The sequence below is a fragment of the Vreelandella hamiltonii genome (genome assembly GCF_014651795.1).
Classification (GTDB): Bacteria; Pseudomonadota; Gammaproteobacteria; order Pseudomonadales; family Halomonadaceae; genus Vreelandella; species Vreelandella hamiltonii.
The window spans coordinates 50,645-68,737 of sequence record NZ_BMXO01000017.1 but is presented as its reverse complement, the minus strand read 5'-3'; the positions used below and the strand labels follow the sequence as shown (position 1 = coordinate 68,737).

General features: G+C 53.9%; 17 protein-coding genes. 1 reads left to right on the top strand and 16 read right to left on the bottom strand.

The window, feature by feature from the left end; translation table 11 throughout:
• Nucleotides 1-27: 27 nt before the first annotated feature.
• The 15 genes from IE061_RS15415 to yrfG all read right to left on the bottom strand — a co-directional run bounded on the left by IE061_RS15415 (nucleotide 28) and on the right by yrfG (nucleotide 15,188).
• Nucleotides 28-1,179, bottom strand: a complete 1,152-nt coding sequence (locus IE061_RS15415; protein WP_193461997.1) for a mandelate racemase/muconate lactonizing enzyme family protein — start codon at nucleotides 1,177-1,179, stop codon at nucleotides 28-30.
• Nucleotides 1,176-2,405, bottom strand: a complete 1,230-nt coding sequence (locus IE061_RS15410; protein WP_230478485.1) for an alpha-hydroxy acid oxidase — start codon at nucleotides 2,403-2,405, stop codon at nucleotides 1,176-1,178. The genes IE061_RS15415 and IE061_RS15410 overlap by 4 nt, the downstream gene beginning before the upstream one ends.
• Complete coding sequence (locus tag IE061_RS15405; protein WP_193461996.1) at nucleotides 2,402-3,337, bottom strand: dihydrodipicolinate synthase family protein; 936 nt, start codon at nucleotides 3,335-3,337, stop codon at nucleotides 2,402-2,404. Before IE061_RS15405 ends, IE061_RS15410 begins: the two co-directional genes overlap by 4 nt.
• Before the next feature lie 46 nt (nucleotides 3,338-3,383).
• Complete coding sequence (locus IE061_RS15400; RefSeq protein ID WP_193461995.1) at nucleotides 3,384-4,076, bottom strand: GntR family transcriptional regulator; 693 nt, start codon at nucleotides 4,074-4,076, stop codon at nucleotides 3,384-3,386.
• Between the two features lie 34 nt (nucleotides 4,077-4,110).
• Complete coding sequence (locus IE061_RS15395) at nucleotides 4,111-4,887, bottom strand: sulfite exporter TauE/SafE family protein (protein WP_230478484.1); 777 nt, start codon at nucleotides 4,885-4,887, stop codon at nucleotides 4,111-4,113.
• Nucleotides 4,880-5,311: a PaaI family thioesterase gene (locus IE061_RS15390; protein ID WP_193461994.1), complete on the bottom strand. Its 432-nt coding sequence runs from the start codon at nucleotides 5,309-5,311 to the stop codon at nucleotides 4,880-4,882. The genes IE061_RS15395 and IE061_RS15390 overlap by 8 nt, the downstream gene beginning before the upstream one ends.
• Nucleotides 5,308-6,828 (bottom strand): tripartite tricarboxylate transporter permease, encoded by a 1,521-nt coding sequence (locus IE061_RS15385; protein ID WP_193461993.1) that lies wholly within the window; start codon nucleotides 6,826-6,828, stop codon nucleotides 5,308-5,310. Before IE061_RS15385 ends, IE061_RS15390 begins: the two co-directional genes overlap by 4 nt.
• A gap of 28 nt (nucleotides 6,829-6,856) precedes the next feature.
• Nucleotides 6,857-7,294 carry a tripartite tricarboxylate transporter TctB family protein gene (locus IE061_RS15380; RefSeq protein WP_193461992.1) on the bottom strand — a complete coding sequence of 146 codons (438 nt, stop codon included), beginning with the start codon at nucleotides 7,292-7,294 and terminating at the stop codon, nucleotides 6,857-6,859.
• A gap of 73 nt (nucleotides 7,295-7,367) precedes the next feature.
• On the bottom strand, nucleotides 7,368-8,360 hold the full coding sequence (locus IE061_RS15375) for a Bug family tripartite tricarboxylate transporter substrate binding protein (protein ID WP_193461991.1): 993 nt from the start codon (nucleotides 8,358-8,360) through the stop codon (nucleotides 7,368-7,370).
• 109 nt (nucleotides 8,361-8,469) lie between these two features.
• On the bottom strand, nucleotides 8,470-9,270 hold the full coding sequence (locus IE061_RS15370; protein ID WP_193461990.1) for an enoyl-CoA hydratase: 801 nt from the start codon (nucleotides 9,268-9,270) through the stop codon (nucleotides 8,470-8,472).
• Nucleotides 9,271-9,284: 14 nt separating this feature from the next.
• Nucleotides 9,285-10,481: a CaiB/BaiF CoA transferase family protein gene (locus tag IE061_RS15365; protein WP_193461989.1), complete on the bottom strand. Its 1,197-nt coding sequence runs from the start codon at nucleotides 10,479-10,481 to the stop codon at nucleotides 9,285-9,287.
• A 790-nt stretch (nucleotides 10,482-11,271) separates the two neighbouring features.
• Nucleotides 11,272-12,828, bottom strand: coding sequence for a phosphoenolpyruvate carboxykinase (locus tag IE061_RS15360; protein ID WP_193461988.1), 1,557 nt, complete (start codon nucleotides 12,826-12,828; stop codon nucleotides 11,272-11,274).
• Between the two features lie 313 nt (nucleotides 12,829-13,141).
• Nucleotides 13,142-14,017, bottom strand: coding sequence for an Hsp33 family molecular chaperone HslO (hslO, locus tag IE061_RS15355; RefSeq protein WP_039183814.1), 876 nt, complete (start codon nucleotides 14,015-14,017; stop codon nucleotides 13,142-13,144).
• Nucleotides 14,018-14,071: 54 nt separating this feature from the next.
• Complete coding sequence (gene hslR / locus IE061_RS15350; protein WP_039183812.1) at nucleotides 14,072-14,461, bottom strand: ribosome-associated heat shock protein Hsp15; 390 nt, start codon at nucleotides 14,459-14,461, stop codon at nucleotides 14,072-14,074.
• A gap of 79 nt (nucleotides 14,462-14,540) precedes the next feature.
• Complete coding sequence (yrfG, locus tag IE061_RS15345) at nucleotides 14,541-15,188, bottom strand: GMP/IMP nucleotidase (protein WP_096923296.1); 648 nt, start codon at nucleotides 15,186-15,188, stop codon at nucleotides 14,541-14,543.
• Nucleotides 15,189-15,258: 70 nt separating this feature from the next.
• Between yrfG and nudE the strand changes: the two genes are divergently transcribed.
• A complete protein-coding gene (gene nudE / locus IE061_RS15340) occupies nucleotides 15,259-15,873 on the top strand; it encodes an ADP compounds hydrolase NudE (protein WP_096923297.1) in 615 nt (204 codons plus the stop codon).
• Nucleotides 15,874-16,995: 1,122 nt separating this feature from the next.
• On the opposite strand, the gene IE061_RS15335 is transcribed toward nudE, so the two are convergent.
• Entirely contained in the window at nucleotides 16,996-18,051 is a 1,056-nt protein-coding gene (locus tag IE061_RS15335; RefSeq protein WP_193461987.1) for an oxidoreductase, read from the bottom strand.
• Between the last annotated feature and the right edge of the window lie 42 nt (nucleotides 18,052-18,093).

Below are 18,093 nucleotides of genomic sequence, written 5' to 3'. Positions count from 1 at the left end.
CTTAATGGGACCTTATTTATCATAAGATCAAGCACCTGTTCGGTACCCATGGGCATCGTGGCTTTCTGACAACAATTGGCGTGGTTCATCCACCTGGGCTGCCGCTAGGGCATCATGGTTGGGAGTGAAGCCCAAACCAGGTTCTCCAGTAAGCCGCATAATTCCCTCTGCTAGTTCTGGTGTTCCAGTAAAGAAGTGCTTCCCTACCTGCCAAATACCATAGTGAAACTCCACTGCCCCTCCATTCATTACGCTACACAATAAATGCATGTTGAAAATTGGCCAGCCTCCTCCATTAGACATTGGCATGTTGAATGCCTGAGCCATGTGCGCCACTTTGAGCGACTCGGTAAAGCCCCCATTGTAAATCACATTAGGTTGGATGATATCAACTGCACGACTGGCAATAAGATCCCTATAGCGAAAACGATGGCCTTCCATCTGTCCAACCGCAATAGGCACTCTGACAGAGGCACGTAGATCTCGGAGTGCATCTACATCGTTGACATGCAAGGGCTCTTCGAACCACAGTAAATTACAGGGTTCGACAGCCGTGGCTAAATAGCGAGCTTCCACGGGATCAAAGCGACAATTTGCGTCTATGATCAGCCCGATATCCTCGCCAATGGCCTCACGCACCAGTTGAACTCTACGGGCATCATCTTGCCAAGTTCGATTGGGGTTTCCTCCTACCACCATCTTAAGAATACGATGCCCATCTGAAATAAAATGCTTCGCCTGGGCCACCAACTGGTCATCATCTAGCGAGGGGTAACCAAAGGTAGCGTAAGTCGGTGCCCAATCTCGATAACCACCCAATAATTCATGTATTGATTGCTCAGTGCGCTTGCCCGCCAGATCCCATAAGGCGATATCGATGGCTGACAACGCATTGGATATCACGCCGGTATAACCGCGGGTATTTAAGTGATGCCAAACATAACTGTGAATTGCCTCACGATGCAGCGCATTTTTACCGATGAGCGCAGGAGCCAGATGATGGTCAATGCAGCTTTTCACGGCCCAGGGAAGCATCGCGCCAGTTAACCCAAAGCCGGCCAACCCTTCATCGGTGAAAACTTCTACATATACAAAAATACGCCTCTCTACGGACTCAACAACGCCCGGCACCTGCACGTCGTGATAGTGCACTGTTGCTTTAATATCGTTAATAATCATGAGTTAACCTCTTCAGCAACAGGTACGGCGTTAACCAAAGGCTGTTCCAACCCATTTATGGTTGGCTGGTAAAGGCAGGAGGGATCAAGCTGAGAAAGGCTGGTAAGGCCTAACAGGGCCATATCCCGTTCTATTTCACGCTGCAGCAGATCCGCAACATGCTCTACGCCCGCTTGGCCTGCGCAGGCCGCAGCATAGTTAAAGGGGCGCCCCACGAACACGAAGTCGGCTCCTAGCGCTAGTGCCTTGATCACATCCGTCCCCCGCCGGAAACCGCTGTCGATCATAATGGGGATATTGCTGATGCGGTGTTTCACCTCTGGCAGCACCTGCAAGGGAGAGATGGTCGAGTCCAACTGACGTCCACCATGATTGGAAAGGATAATGCCATCCACACCCGCCCGATGGGCGCGCACCGCGTCGTTTGGGTTAAGAATGCCTTTAACGATCAAGGTATCTGGCCACAGGCGTCGCACCAGGTCGAGATAACTCCAGTCAAAATGGCGACGTCCAGAGAAATCCCTTGCCGCCTTACGAGAGATTACCGGCGCACCACGTTCAGCGTGATTATTCTCGAAATGGGGCATACCATGCTTCCATAACGTACGTAGGAAGGTATTGCACAGCCAATCAGGGCGTATCAAGCCATCGAACGCGAGCCTGAGGCTAGGTTCAAGAGGTGATGAAAACCCCGACCGGCGAAGATTATCCGGATTGGGAGGCACGGGATAATCGAGCGTTACTACGAGCTTTTTGAAACCGGCCCGCTTAATGCGCTCAATCAAAGCTTCGATGCCTTCCGGTGTTCCTGGCAGGTAGGCCTGGAACCAATCGGCTCCTTCGACCTTTGCCACTTCCTCCATGGGCACCAACGATGACCCACTCATAATCATCGGAAGGTTGCGAACCGCGGCGGCGCGAGCGAGTACCAGATCCCCCTGATAGGCCGATAGCGAGCTAATACCCATAGGGGCGATACCAAAAGGTACCGCGTAGCGTTTGCCATACAGCTCAGCTTGCAGATCAATTTGTGAGACATTGACGAAGGCTTTAGGTAAGAAGCTGTATGCATCAAAAGCAGTCAGGTTGGCTCGCTGAGTTCTGCCATCTTCCGCCACATGATCGATATAGCCAAAGATCGGCCGTGGCAACTTGCGCCGGGCCAATCTTTCGACATCATGTAGATTACGGATTTTCGAAAGCGCTCTGCGCGTTAGAAAGCTCACTCCGATACGCTCCTTCCCGTTGTGCCCATTGCAAAACCTTCCTCAGCTAGGGCTTTTTGAAGGTCATTTCTAGCGGCATCATTCAGATTCACAAGCGGTGGACGAACGAGACACCAGCCATCGTGTCCTGTTGCCTGAGCCTTTGCTGCTTTCATGGCAGGTATCATCGGAAAGCCTTCAAACGCACTACGTATTCGATTAAGGGCTTGCTGCTGATCATCGGCATCGCTGTTCTGCCAAGTGGCACCTAGTTCAGAAATCGCTTTGGGGTTTACGTTGGCAGTGGCGCTGATACATCCCGCGCCACCGGCGCGTAACGTATCTAACAGGAAACGCTCGCTACCCGCATACACCTCAAACCCCTCTGATGAAAAGCGTTCGATCAAGGACTGGGTAAATGCCCGATCTCCCCCGCTGTCCTTAATGCCAACGAACACACCTGGATAGCGTTGGCGTAGGCGCTCAATCAGCTCGATGGAGAGCGGCACTTGGGCAACCGGCGGAATGTGATAAAGATAAATACGCAGGCGGCTGTCGTTGACCCGCTCGGCAATTTGAGAAAAATAGTTGAATAAGCCTTCGTCAGAGACACCCTTGTAATAGAAAGGCGGCAACATGAGTACCCCAGAGCACCCTGCCTCAACGGCGGTTCGCGTGAGAGATACGGTATCCTCAAGGTTACAGCTACCCGTACCGGGCATAAGGTCTGTCCCCTGAATACCGGAGGCTACCAATAGCTTGATAAGGCGCTGTTTTTCAGCCAATGGTAAAGAGTTGGCTTCTGAGTTTGTACCAAAGATGGCTAATCCGACATGATTATCAAGCAGCCACTGACAGTGTTCTACAAAGCGCTGGTCGTCAGTGGAAAGATCTGACATAAAGGGGGTCATCACTGGTGACCAAACATTTCTTTTATCGCCTGTCTTATTCATATCGTCAAATTGCCTTTTCAATTATTGTTAAAAACCATTATTTTATTTACTTATCTTCTTCCAATGACTCTTTACTAAGCCATCGCACCAATCCTCTTTTTACATGCTCAAAACCAGCTTTATAAGCGGCATCTACATCTCCCTTCTCAATGGCGGAAACAATTTTATCGTGCTCATCATTCGACTGAAACATAGCCGACTGGTTTTTTAGTGTAAACTTCCTTACCAAATGAGAGTCTTTAACTAAATCATCATATACATCAGCAGCCCGTTTATGATTAGCAACTTGCAAGATATACTCATGAAAATCCAAATTCATCTGATAATAGTCCTGGGCACGTTCCTCTGTAATCGCCAGCTCCATATCACTCACTAATTTTCGAAGCTTCAGCTTCTGCTCATTACTGCCCCGATCAGCGGCAAGTTGACAGACAAAACCTGTAATGTATGCGCGAACATCACTATTTTCGATATACTCTTCTTTGGAAACTTGCTTGACGAATACGCCTCGATTGGGAATACTAGTTAGCAGTCCTGCCCTCTCTAGCCCGCGCCTAGCTTCTCGCACTATTCCACGACTCACGTTCAAGTCTTCAGCGAGGCGTAATTCATTAACGCGATCTCCTGGCTTTAAATAACCAGTAATAATTAACCGTTCCAACTCTTGCGCAACAATAGTCGTTAGAGATGTTAATTTTCTTTCAGATATAAGACTAGCTGAACGGCTTACAGGATCCATGACGACACCTCTGATTACGTTGAATGATATTAAATCATGCCAATACCAATTTTTCAAAGGCTACCCAAAGCAAGCGCACTGACAACAGAGTCAACAGCAGTTTCATGATGAAATCGAACTTGGTGTTGGTCAGTTTTTTTAGCACTTTCAGTCCTGCCCAGGTACCTACGAATCCTACTACGATCATGGCGAACATCAATGCTAGCCAGTCTATAAAAACAAAACCAGCAAAGCCAAAAATGAAGGCTTTGGTAAGATGCTGGAGAGACATGATGGCAGAATGTGTCGCCACCCTCACCATGCGTTCCGGGGATATATGCTTAAGATAAGCAGCTACGATCGACCCGGCGGCCCCAACAAAGCTTGATAGAAAGGTAGTAAAAGCCCCCATCACCATACTGCCCAGATACCCAACTGAACGGGCAGGTAAAGAAGGCCCCCAACACATATATATCATAAAACTAGCGATCAACAGCTCCAACATACCAGAAGGCAATTGCACCAGCAGCCAGCCTGCCATGAATGCTCCCAGCAGAATGCCTGGGATCACAGCAAGTAGTCGCTTGTAGTCTACATCTCGCCAAATAAACATAAAGCGGCTGCTATTGGCTCCCAACTGCACCATTCCATGAACAGGAATTACGGCTGCCGGCGGCATAATCTGCGCCATCGTCATAATAAGCAGTGCACTACCGCCAATACCCATTGCACTATTAATCCAGGCGGTCACCAGACTGAATAAAATCAGCCCACCATTAGCCGCCCCCGATAGCGGTGATAACATATCTAGCCAGGCCATCATGCTAGCCATTGGAAGGCATCATCCATGTTGCGGTGGCGATGGCTACTTCCTTACCCTCGGCGTTGAATGCTTGCGACTGCATGAAGGCAAGCTGACGCCCACGCTTGACGAAACGCCCTTTGAAACGCAGCGTGCCCTCCTTTATAGGCCTCAGGAACTGTACTTTCATCTCAATGGTACTTCCTCCTTTACCCGTTACATGGTGAATGAGATGCCCCATGGAAATATCCATCGCTACCGCAATAATACCGCCATGCAAGCTGCCTTGGGGATTATATAGGTGCGCTGCCACCGGCAAGGCCACATGACACACTTCATCTTCGTAGTTAATATCGAGCTGGAGCAGCTTGGCCAGAAAGAACTGGCCAAACTCAGGCTGCTGAGTGGTGAGAGCATGCTCAAGAATGTCACGGGTCGCTGATCCATTAATCATATAGTTTTCTCCTTAAGCTTTTCACGTCGACGTTGGGCATTAAGAAAGACACCGCCCAAAATAGTAGCCGCAAAGAAAAACAGAATGTAAATCGAAGCCTGGCGGGTGAGGAAAATATCGAAAGAACCACGACTGATCAACAATGTCTGTCGAAGCGACTCTTCGGCCATCGGTCCTAACACCAATGCCAACACAACTGCAGCCGGGGAGAATCCATAACGCTTCATCAAAAAGCCGACAACACCCGCGCCCAGCATGATGAACGTTTCGATGATACTGGCATTGACGCTGAAGGTACCCAACGTACATACCACCAGCACTATCGGAGCCAAAATACGGTAAGGCGCTTTAATGATGTAAACGAAAAGAGGAATAGCAAATATACTCAGCGCCAAAAGAGCCATATTGCCGAGATACATACTACTTATTAGCCCCCAAGCAAACTCAGGGTTCTGCTCCATTAATAGTGGCCCAGGACGAAGCCCCCACATTAAGAACGCAGCGAGTAACACTGCCGTTGACGCTGAGCCAGGAATACCAAGGGTCAAAAGGGGTACCATTGCGCCAGAGGAGGCTGCATTGTTAGCAGACTCAGGAGCAACCAGTCCACGCATTTCCCCTTTGCCAAATTTTTGCGGATTTCTAGAAAAAGAGCGTTCGAGCGAATAGGCCATTAACGACGCGATAGTGGCACCTGCACCAGGAATAACTCCAATTAAGAAACCTAGTATGGAGTTACGTGGCATCGTGTATTTGCAATCAGCAACGTCTTTCCTAGTTGGCCAAAATCGAGCTTCATTTTTGTATTGAATGATCCCACCGCTACCGCTTTTATGTGCACCATTGTAGAAAGCATAAAAAAGCTCGCCTATACCAAAGAGGCCAATTGCCACAGGAATAAAGTTAACGCCACCGATCAGCTCAACGGAACCAAAAGTAAACCGCTGATGCCCCGTTTCCAAATCAACACCAACGGTACCCAATGCAAAGCCTATCAGCGCCGAGATCAAACCAAGGATCCAATTCCCCGACATAAGTGCAACCAGCGTCAACAGCCCCATTACACAGAGCAGAAAGAACTCGGGTGGGCCAAAACTGCGTGTCACAAGACTAAACACAGGCGCTAACAAGGTAATTAAGATGACGCCTATTGTGCCTCCCACAAAAGATGCACTTGCCTGCATGACCAAGGCAGGCCCCGCTCTGCCCTGTTGAGCAAGGGGGAATCCATCAAATGTTGAAGCAACTGTCGTCGAGTCCCCAGGCGTATTCAGCAGAATAGCGGTGATTGTTCCTCCATACATGGCGCCATAATAAATAGCGGCCAACATCATGACGGCAGAAATTGGATCCATACTAAAGGTAAGCGGAAGCAGGATAGCGATGCCTGCTGAAGGACCAAAACCGGGAATGGCACCGATCATCATGCCGATTGAAGCACCGATTAGCAGATAAAACAGATTCATTGGTGTGATGGCAACAGAAAGTCCCATCAACAAGTTATCGAAGATTTCCATGTCGAAGCTCTTATTGTTGTCGGAACTATCACCAAATGCCGTGAGGCAGCGATGCATTCAGTACATGGCCAAACAGAATATAAATGGCCAACGGCACAGCCGCGGTAATAACACCATTCATAACCAATTGTTTGGAGTTAAAGTAAAGCAATACCGAGCCGACAAACAGGGGCGTAGCAATTAAATAACCTGCGAACATCAGCAGCACACCAAAAACAATGGCTAGTCCAATGAGTACAGCGGCATCACAAATTTTCCCGCTAGGCTCTTTCTCAAGTAGTTTGCCAAGCTTGGCTTCCTTGATGATCGCTATGATCAGCGACAACACAAGAAGGACGCCGATAAACCTCGGGAAGTATCCAGGCCCCATGCGTCCACGATTAGTCACAAACGATAGATCGAAGAAGGCCATATAGGTGTAGCCGATGGCCGACAACAGCAGAAAAGCATAGAAAAACAACCTCATGACCATTCTCCAAAAAGAGGATAATAGGCCGGCTCACACTCTCCGGCCTCTCTTATCTCGTGAGGTACCGGGATCAGATAGCGCCAGTCTCGGCCAGAATGGTTCTGAAATTATTGATGGAGGTTTCGAGAAAGTCGGTAAAGTCATCGCCCATCAGCACATTCTCAGTGAGGAAGTTAGCCTCTACGTACTCCCGCCACTCAGGTGTCTCTACCACCTCTGCAATGGTAGCTATCCACCATTGACGAGCTTCATCTGATACATTGGGAGGTAGAATCAAGCCGCGTGGCATAGGGACAGCAGCGCCTGCTACACCTAGCTCCTCGAAACTAGGAACTCCTTCAAGTGCTTCCGGAACCTGATCAGCACTGAAGGCTAGCGCTCTAAAATCTCCTGCCTCGATTAGTCCAATAATAGAGCCAGGGGTCGCCACCATGGCATCAATCGAGTTGGAGAGCAGCGCCGTGGTCAGTTCTCCTTGCTGGTTGAAAGGGATATAGTCGTATTCGTAACCGGCCTCAACAGATAACAGTTGCGCCACGATAAAGTCATTATTGACAGACCCAATGCCTCCAACAGACAGAGGCTTCTCCTGAGCATATTCAACGAATTCTTCAAAAGAGGTGATTGAACTCTCAGCATTCACCACGAGCACTTGGTCATCTGCTGCCATCAGTGCCACATGGGTGAAATCGAGGGTGTCCCACGGTGTATCGGCCTGCAGTGGCGTCGCAATAAAACTTCCACTGGTCGTGGAGATATGATGAGGATTTCCCTGCTGTCCATAGAGGTAGCCCCAGCCAACAGCGCCGCTCCCACCGGGTCGGTTAGTAGCTACGATATCGCCTTCATAAAGATCATATTTATCAAGGATATCAATCAGTGTTCTGGCTAACACATCGTTACCGCCACCTGGGCCAAACGCAATGGTCACGTTAAGTTGCTGACTAGGGTCGTACTCTTCCGCCACTGCTAGCGAGGAAGCCAGCATCAAGCCACCCGCTGTTATACAGGCAATTGCGAATGACTGAGGGCGAATTGTTATTGTCTTCTTGAGCATGGTCATGAAAGCTCTCCTGATTGTTATTGGAATTATTTTTCGGTTTATCAACTTCTTTTTACTGTTTCCTACCAAATACGCGGAGCGAATAAAATACCGAGCATTAATAAGAGACTTATCTGCCAGCGAATACTGGCTGACGCTTCTCTTTAAAGGCTTGGCGTCCCTCCTTATAATCTTCGCTCTCGAAACATGCATTCACCATCTCAGCAACCTGTTCTGGTGTTGGCGCATCATCTTCATTAAGTAAGCAGCGCACACCATTCTTGACCGCCCGCATCGTTAAGGGGGCATGTCCGGCGATATCGCTAATACGCTTTTCAACCGCATGGTCAAAAAGATCATCTGCAATTGCCTGATTCACTAGCCCTATACGAGCGGCTTCACTGCCATTAATGGTGCGAGCGGTTAAAAAGAGCTCATAGGTCCTCGACGTGCCAACAACATCGATGAAACGCTTTATGCCCTCAAGTGCATATCCCAAACCTAACTTTCCGGCCGGCATCCGAAACTTTGCCGATTCGGTGCTGTAGCGCAAATCACATGAAAGTGCCAACCCCATACCACCACCCATGCAAATACCCTTTACCACGGCGATTGTTGGTTTCTGGCTGCTACGCAGGGATGACTGCGCTAGGTTGACGCTATCGGCGTAGAACTGAGCCTGCTGCCGATCACTGCGTTTTTCCTTAAATTCACTGATGTCAGCGCCAGACATAAAGGCCTTATTGCCTTCACCACTTAGAACGATCAAACGAACATCGTCATTGGTTTGCGCTTCAGTGACGACTCTCCCCAAATCCTGCCACATGGATAGCGACATCGCATTATAACGGCGGGCATTGCAAATACTGATACGAAGAACATTGCCGTCCAACTCACTTTTAATATAACCGGGTGCATTTTCTTGCTGCATGAAGGCTTCCTCGTTTAAACAGCACCGATCTCTTTGAGATGGGCAATTTGGGTTTCGTTATAGTTCAGTTCAGATAAAATTTCGGATGTATGCTCACCCCACTTAGGTGCTATCTTCACGACATTGGCAGCGGTACGTGACAGATTCACTGGCTGAGTAATGAAGTGTTTGCTTCCTACTTCATCATCATCAACTTCTTTAGATACATTGAGATGCTGAATTTGAGGGTCTTTGAACATTTGGGGAACGGTATAAACGGGTCCTGCTGGAATGCCCGCCGAATTCAGCAACGCCACCCAGTGATCAACTGATTTCTTTTTAAATACATCCTGAATTAAAGAGTTCAGCTCTTGGCGGTGCTTGCGTCGAGCTTTAATAGTTTCAAACCGCGTATCAGTTATCCATTCCGATTTGTTTAGCGCCTCACAGAACTTTAGCCACTGGCCGTCTCCTGAAACACCAATATTGAAAGGGCCATCTTCACCGTAAAAAAGCCCCATGGGGCAGCTGGTGGGATGATCATTACCCGCCTGGATGGGCTCATCCCCTTCATTAAGGTAGCGTGCAGCTTGGAAATCCAGCATTGCTATCTGCGCATGCAACAAGGAAGTATGAACCCATTGACCTTCACCCGACTCTTCTCGCTCCAACAGTGCGGTTAAAATGCCCAAGGCGGTGTAAAGGCCAGCACTGGAATCTGCCACTGCAATCCCAGCACGTACAGGCCCCTGACCTGGAATGCCGGTAATCGACATCATGCCACCCATCCCCTGCACTATCTGATCGAACCCTGGACGCTTGGCATAAGGCCCGTCCTGACCAAAACCAGAAATGCTGGCCAGAATAATGCGAGGATTGATTTTTTTTAGTGATTCATAATCAACACCTAAACGCGCTTTAACATCAGGCCGCCAATTCTCCACCACAACATCGGCTTCCTTCACCAACTGATAAAGCACTTCCTTGGCTTCGGGCTTCTTGAGGTTTAGGGTCAGCGAGCGTTTGTTGCGGTTGAGATTCTGAAAGTCGCCACCGAGACGCACATCCGCGAACATATTGGCATTTGGATCCACTCCCGCAGGGGGTTCGATACGAATCACATCTGCACCAAAATCTGCCAGCATACGCACACAGGTTGGTCCAGCCCTCACTCTCGATAGATCAAGTACACGAAAGCGCTTGAGCGCAGCGGATGCTTGAATCTTGCTCATAACAGACAACACCTTTTTATGTTTATTGTTAACAGTTAACGTTAAACTATATGCAGCATGCTTTTTCGTCAACGAAAAATACCTATACTTTAGTATTAAATATCGAATTTTCACTAAAAAGAAGGTACAAAAAAACCTTCTGAGAAATCTTCAGAAGGGTTTGGAATCTCCATCAATTATCAATAAAATCAATAATTAAAGAAAAAATGAAACAATCATAGCAGTTACGAAGCGCTACGCTGTTGTTACATCAACGCAAGCCGATGATCAAAGGCGTGCTTCTGAGAATCACCACAGCGGGCGCAGTTATATTCAGTGCGTAGCAATACCAATTTGAAATCCAACTTGGTCAACTGGTGGCCTTCAGCGTGCTCGAAAAAGCCTTGGCCAGCCGGTGCCTGAGTGGTACTTCACCGCAGTGGTATCTTCATCGTACGGCTTATCCAGTGGGCTTGGGAACGCTAGTCCCCTCTTCGCGACGAAGGTAAAAGACTTCTTCGGAAAGGGGCTCCCGCCACCGGTCTGCGCTAAGCTCTAGTTTTTCCAAATCTGGCGCAGCCTCAAGATCAAGATTCATACAGCCAAACTAGATACCCGGTAGTACACCCATGAAACATGGTTGACCTTGCAAACCTCAAAAAATGACGACGTTTCATTGCGTTAACCCCATCGCCAACGGTCGGATGTAAATAGAAACATGCAGATGAGAAAAAGGGACAGTGCCTTGGCACTGCCCCTTTCTGATTACTTAGTTGTCCTTACGTGCGACAACTCACACTTGAGTGAAAAATTATGTCAGTTGCGGGCCAGCTTTGATGATCGCTTCGTTGACGCCTTCGAACTTCTTGAAGTTGTCAACGAACTTGGTGGCCAGGTCTTGCAGGTGACGGTCGTAGGCGTCGCGGTCGGCCCAGGTGTCGCGGGGGTCCAGCAGGCTGGAGTCCACGCCCGGCACGGCCAGCGGCACTTGCAGGTTCAGGCCGTCGATGTGCTTGGTCTCGACATCACGCAGGATGCCTGACTGAATCGCGCTGATGATGGCGCGCGTGGTGGGGATCGAGAAGCGCGAGCCGCCTTCACCATAGGCACCACCGGTCCAGCCAGTATTCACCAGGTACACTTGGGCGTCTTTCTTTTCGACACGCTTGATCAGCAGGTCGGCGTATTCACGGGCCGGACGCGGGAAGAACGGCGCGCCGAAGCAGGTAGAGAACGTTGCTGCCAGACCTTCGGAAGAGCCCATTTCCGTGGAGCCGACCTTGGCGGTGTAGCCCGACAGGAAGTGGTAGGCTGCGGCTTCCTTGGACAGGATGGACACCGGCGGCAGCACGCCCGACATGTCACAGGTCAGGAATACGATGGCGTTGGGCTCACCCGCCAGGTTTTCGGCCACGCGCTTCTCGACGTGCTCCAGCGGGTACGCGGCACGGGAGTTCTGGGTCAGACTGTCGTCGGCGTAGTCCGGCTCGCGGCGGTCATCCAGCACGACGTTTTCCAGCACGGTGCCAAACTTGATGGCGTTCCAGATGACCGGCTCGTTCTTCTCGGAAAGGTCGATGCACTTGGCGTAGCAGCCGCCTTCCATGTTGAAGACGATGCCGTCGCCCCAGGCGTGCTCGTCGTCACCAATCAAGAAACGCGCCTGATCTGCGGAGAGCGTGGTCTTGCCGGTGCCTGAGAGGCCGAAGAACAGGCAAGTTTCGCCATCTTCACCCACGTTGGCAGAACAGTGCATCGGCAGCACGTCGGCGGCGGGCAGCAGGTAGTTCTGCACCGAGAACATGGCTTTCTTCATTTCACCGGCGTAACGCATGCCGGCGATCAGCACCTTGCGCTCGGCAAAGTTGATAATCACGCAGCCGTCGGAGTTGGTGCCATCACGGTTCGGGTCGCACTCGAAGCCTGCAGCATTGAGGATGGTCCACTCTTCCTTGGCGGCCTGGTTGTAGGCCAGCGGGCGCACGAACATGGTGCGGCCAAAGAGGTTTTGCCAGGCCGTTTCCGTGGTGACACGTACCGGCAGGTAGTGGGTGTTGTCGCTGCCTACGTGCAGCTCGGCCACGAAGCGCTCACGGCTTTCCAGGTAGTCTTCGACACGCGCCCACAGCGCCGAGAACTTCTCGGCGTCGAACGGGCGGTTGACGCTGCCCCAATCGATGCTGTCACGGGTGGAGGGCTCATCGACGATAAAACGGTCTTTCGGTGAACGCCCGGTGCGTGCGCCGGTGTTGACTACCAGGGCTCCGTTCGCCGAGAGGCGACCTTCACCACGGGCCACGGCGCGCTCGATCAGTTCGGCGCTGCTGAGATTGACGTGGGCTTGAGGAGCGGCTTGAGTCGTGGTCATGTCGATTCCTGGGCCTTGCGGCCGTTTATCTCGTTTACCGGGCGTCGTACGACGCCTTTAAAAGTCATCCCAACCACTCGCAAACGGGCTGGGCGCGCTGAAGTCCGGCGCATTATGGCAAAAAGAAAGCCCCCGGGAAACGGGGGCTTCTCGCAAATATCTTGTAGTTAAACTACTACAATGACACTACATTTTGTGTTGCAGCGCAGTATATTTTCAAACAACCGTTTGCTGGGTGCGCCGAGCGCATTGTCTCCTCTGGGGTGGCGCCAGGCCGCCTGAAAGCCCACCCCATCAGGAGCCGACTACACAATCAGTGAATGACTGGCGGTGGTGCGCCCGGGTCTTCCAACAAAATTTCAATATCTGCGGCGGTGTAGTGATATTTCGTGTGGCAAAAGTGGCATTGGGTGTCGATGGCGCCCTGCTCCTGAAGAATATCCATCAACTCTTCCTTGCCCAGGGTGTACAGCGCATGGCTCATACGCTCCCGTGAACAGGTGCAGCCAAAGCGCAACGCCTTGGGTTCGAAGACCCTGACGGTCTCTTCGTGATAGAGCCGATACAGTACCTCACGCTGCTCCAGCCCCAGCAGCTCTTCGTTCTTGATCGTTTCGGCAAGGTGCACGCTGCGCTCCCAGGCATCCACGTCCTGGTTTTGCGAGGCATCCGGCAAGCGCTGCAGCAGCAGCCCACCCGCTCGCTGACCATCGGCGGCCAGCCACAGCCGCGTAGGTAGCTGTTCGGACTGGCCGAAATAGGCTTCCAGGCAGCCACTCAGCGTATCGTGATCCAGTGCCACGATGCCCTGGTAGCGGTGCCCCTCCTTGGGGTCCAGGGTGATCATGATCTGGCCGTCACCGACCAGCTCACGGAAGCTGGCCTGCTCGCTGGGCAGCGCGGCCTCTTCGGCGATACGTGCAATGGCGCGCAGCTCACCGCCCGGATTGGACTCTGCCATCAGCAGCGCCAGCGCGCCCTGGCCGCGCACTTCGATGCTGAGCGTACCGTCCAGCTTGACCGTATCGGTCAGCAGGGCCACCGCTGCCAGCAGCTCGCCCAGCAGGGCATTGACCGCCGGTGGGTAGGCATGACGATCGAGCACTTCCTGATAGGCGGTGCTCAGCGTGACGATTTCGCCACGCACGTTGGTTTGGTCAAACAGGAAACGCTGGATCTGATCAGACATAGTGAAACCATGAAGAGAGAAAGGGGAACGTCGACAAGGCAGGCGTCAGCGACGCTACTCGCCCTGCTGGCGTTGAAATCGGTGTATATCGCGGCGCTGCTTCTTATCGGGGCGCTTGAGGGGGTGCTGCATCGCTTCGTTGGTGAGCCGACGCGCCTCGGTTTCCTTGGCACGACGCTGGGCGCTGGCCTCGGTTTCGGCATACAGGGTGCGCGCTTCGGGAGCGCCCCTGCGCTGGTCTGAAAGCGCCGTAACTTCCACCTCGTAAATGTCCCAGCCCTGGGGCACGCGAATCAGCGCCCCCAGCTCGACGTTCTTGCTGGTCTTGGCACGCTCACCGTTGTAGTGAACCTTGCCGCCTTCTATCGCTTTCTTGGCCAGGGCGCGGGTCTTGAAAAACCGTGCAGCCCATAGCCACTTGTCCAGGCGAACGCTGTCGCTCATTGGCACTCTCCTAATCTATTGGCTGCCCCGCGAAGGTCGCCCCTGGCGGATCAGTCAGTGGCCGATGCCCAGGCCGCACTCATGGCAGCAGTTGGGCAAATCGGTCCAGGGCCACGAACTCCTGCAGCTCTTTTTCGGGCCGCTGGCTATCGGGCTGCTTGATGCCCAACAGGTACTTGATTCCGAACTCCCTGGCGCTTTCCAGTACCCGGGCGTTGTCGTCGATGAACAGGGTACGTGCGGGGTCGAAGGGCTCTCGCTCCTGCAGCGCGAACCAGAAGGCCTGCTCCTCCTTGGCAGCGCCAACGTCTTCCGAGGAGATGATGGCATCCAGGTAGTTTTCCAACCCGGTGAGCGGCAATTTCAGTGCCAGACTGGCTCGGTCGGCATTGGTGGCCAGCACTACTCGGGGGTGGGCTTGCTTGAGCCAGGTGAGAAAGTCCAGCGCGTCGCTACGCAGGCCAATCAGATGCTGCACCTCACGCTTGAGGGCCACGATATCGACGTTCAGCTCGCGGCTCCAATAGGCCAGGCTGTACCAGTTCAGAGTGCCCTGCTCACCGATGATGCGGCTCTTGAGCTCCTCCTGGCTGGCCTGATCCAGTTGATGCAGCTCGACGTAGCGGCGTGGCAGATGCTCCAGCCAGAAGTGGCTATCGAAGTGAAGGTCCAGCAGCGTGCCGTCCATGTCCAACAGCACCGTGTCGATCTCGCGCCAATCAATCATGGCCACTCCAGTCTTTGAGAGTAAGCGTGCTATTGTAGCGTAACCCGTTTTTTGCAGCCACGGAGGCATGATGGACCGCGACGATTCCACCACCAGCGACGTCACTGAGCGCTACCCGCGCAAGCCCACGATTCTGGCTCGTCACCCCGTGGCCCAAAGCCGCTTGTTTCAGATCGAGGCGCTGGACCTGCGCTTTTCGAACGGCGAGGAGCGCCAGTTCGAGCGCCTCACCGGCGCCGACCGTGGCGCCGTGATGATCATCGCCATGCCGGATCCGGAACACGTATTGCTGATTCGTGAGTACGCCGCCGGTTTCGAGGACTACGTACTCACCCTGCCCAAAGGCTTGGTAGACCCCGGCGAGGATGTCGTGGCCGCCGCCAACCGTGAACTCATGGAAGAGTGCGGCTTTGGCGCCCACCGCATCGAGCCTCTAGTGGAGCTTTCGCTGGCCCCCAACTACATGCGACACCGCATGCAGGTACTGATCGCCACCGACCTCTACCCCAAACGCCTGCCCGGCGACGAGCCCGAGCCGCTGATCGTGGAAACCCACGCCATCGAAGAGCTCCCCGCACTGCTGCTTCGAGAAGACTTCCACGAAGCACGCGCCATCGCCGCCCTCTACATAGCACGCGACCGATTACGCGAAGAGCAGCGCAGCAACGGCATTGATTTACTCTAGCGCCGAATCAACACCCCTGCGCCCCCACCGGCAGCGCTCTCCGCGCTGCTTCGCGGGTGCGCTCCGCTTACGCCGCGCTACGGGTATCCCGACCCTCCAAATTCCGGCAACATCCCGTAGCGCGGCGTAACGAATCTTGCGAGGCACGAGCAAATGAGGCACCCGCGAAGGGCGGCGCCAGCCGCCCCGATCATGCCACCATCCCCCACCGTGCCACCGCCGCCTCATGTGGCCCTACCGGCAGCGCTCCTCGCGCTGCTTCGGGGGTGCGCTTCGCTTACGCCGCGCTACGGATATCCCGCCCCTCCAAGTGCCAGCAACACCCCGTAGCGCGGCGTAACGAATCTTGCGAGGCACGAGCAAATGAGGCACCCGCGAAGGGCGGCGCCAGCCGCCCCGATCACGCCACCACAACCAACCGTGCCACCGCCACCCCCGAGCCACCACCGGCAGCGCTCCCCACGCTGCTTCGCGGGTGCGCTCCGCTTACGCCGCGCTACGGGTATCCCGCCCCCCCAAATTCCGGCAATATCCCGTAGCGCGGCGTAACGAATCTTGCGAGGCACGAGCAAATGAGGCACCCGCAGCGGCGGCCCGGCGCGAAGGCGGCGCCAGCCGCCCCGATCACGCCACCACAACTAACCGTGCCACCGTCCACCCCCGAGCCCCCATCGGCAGCGCTACTCGCGCTGCTTCGCGGGTGCGCTCCGCTTACGCCACGCTACGGGTGTCCCGACCCCCCAAATTCCAGCAACACCTCGTAGCGCGGCATAACGATGGAGCGAGAGCAACGAGCGAAAGAGGCACCCGCAGCGGCGGCCCGGCGCGAAGGCGGCACCAGTCGCCCCGATCACGCCACCATCCCCCACCATGCCACCGCCGGCCCATGCGCTCCCCATCAGCAGCGCTCTCCGCGCTGCTTCGCGGGTGCGCTCCGCTTACGCCGCGCTACGGGTGTCACGAACTTCCAAATGCCAGCAACACCCCGTAGCGCGGCGTAACGATAGAGCGAGAGCAACGAGCGAAAGAGGCACCCGCGAAGGCGGCGCCAGCCGCCCCGATGAGGCCACGAAACCACCCTGCCGCTCCACATTCAGGCAGGCATTCAATACACGGTCGGCTTTATGAGTGGTGCTTCAACGCTATCCAGCGGCGTTGGCGGTGGCTGTCGAGGCCGGCTTCGAGCAAGGTCATGCTGCGCAGGGCGTCCTCGACGGAGACTGGGAGGGGGGCTTGTTGGCGGATGGCGTCGGCAACGCCCTGGTAATAGGCGAGGTAGTCGCCGGGTAGCGTGGGGTGTTCGTGACTGACCAGTGGGGCATCTTCGCCTTGCCCTTTGCGTAGGGTGAGCGTGCCGGGAATGTCCTGCCCCCAGTGCGGCGTGGGGGTCTCGCCTGCTTTCAAGCGCGCTTCCTGTGGGTCGAGCCCCATCTTCACATAGCTGCCCAGCGTGCCATGCAGGCGGTAGCGGGGAGTGGGTTCAGCCACCAGGGTGCCTGCACTCAAGCTGACACGGCAGTCGTCGTACTCCAGCAGGGCCAGGAAATCATCGTCGGCATGGGCGGCGTCTCGGCGCGCGCCGATCTCCAGCAGGATGGCGTGGGGCATGCCAAACAGCTCGCAGGCCTGGTCCAGCAGGTGAGGCCCCAGGTCGTACCAGATGCCGCCCCCGGACGCGGCTTTTTCGCGCCAGCGGTCGCGCACCTCCGGACGAAAACGATCGAAGCGGGATTCGAAGCCCGTCACTCGCCCCAGCGTGCCTTCGGCCAGCAGTGCCTTGACGGTCAGGAAGTCACTGTCCCAACGGCGATTGTGAAATACCGAGAGCAGGCACTCTTTATCCGCCGCCAAGGCCTTGAGTTGCCTGGCCTCCGACAGCGTGACGGTGAAGGGCTTGTCGACCACCACATGCTTTCCTGCCGCCAGCGCGGCCTTGGCCAGGGGAAAGTGAGTATCATTGGGCGTTGGGATAACGATCAGATCCAGATCCTTGCGTTGACACAGCACCAGAGCCTCGCGCTCGACCGCCACCTGGGGCAAGTCGGCAGTCACCTTGCTGGCATCGCTGGAAGATACCGCCACCAGTTCCAACCCCGGTACCGCCTGAATCAGCGGCGCATGAAACGTTTTACTCGCAAAACCATAGCCGACCAGGCCCACATTGATCGTCGCCTTCATGACGCTCCTCGATAGGTGTTGGATGATATACCACAAAAAAAA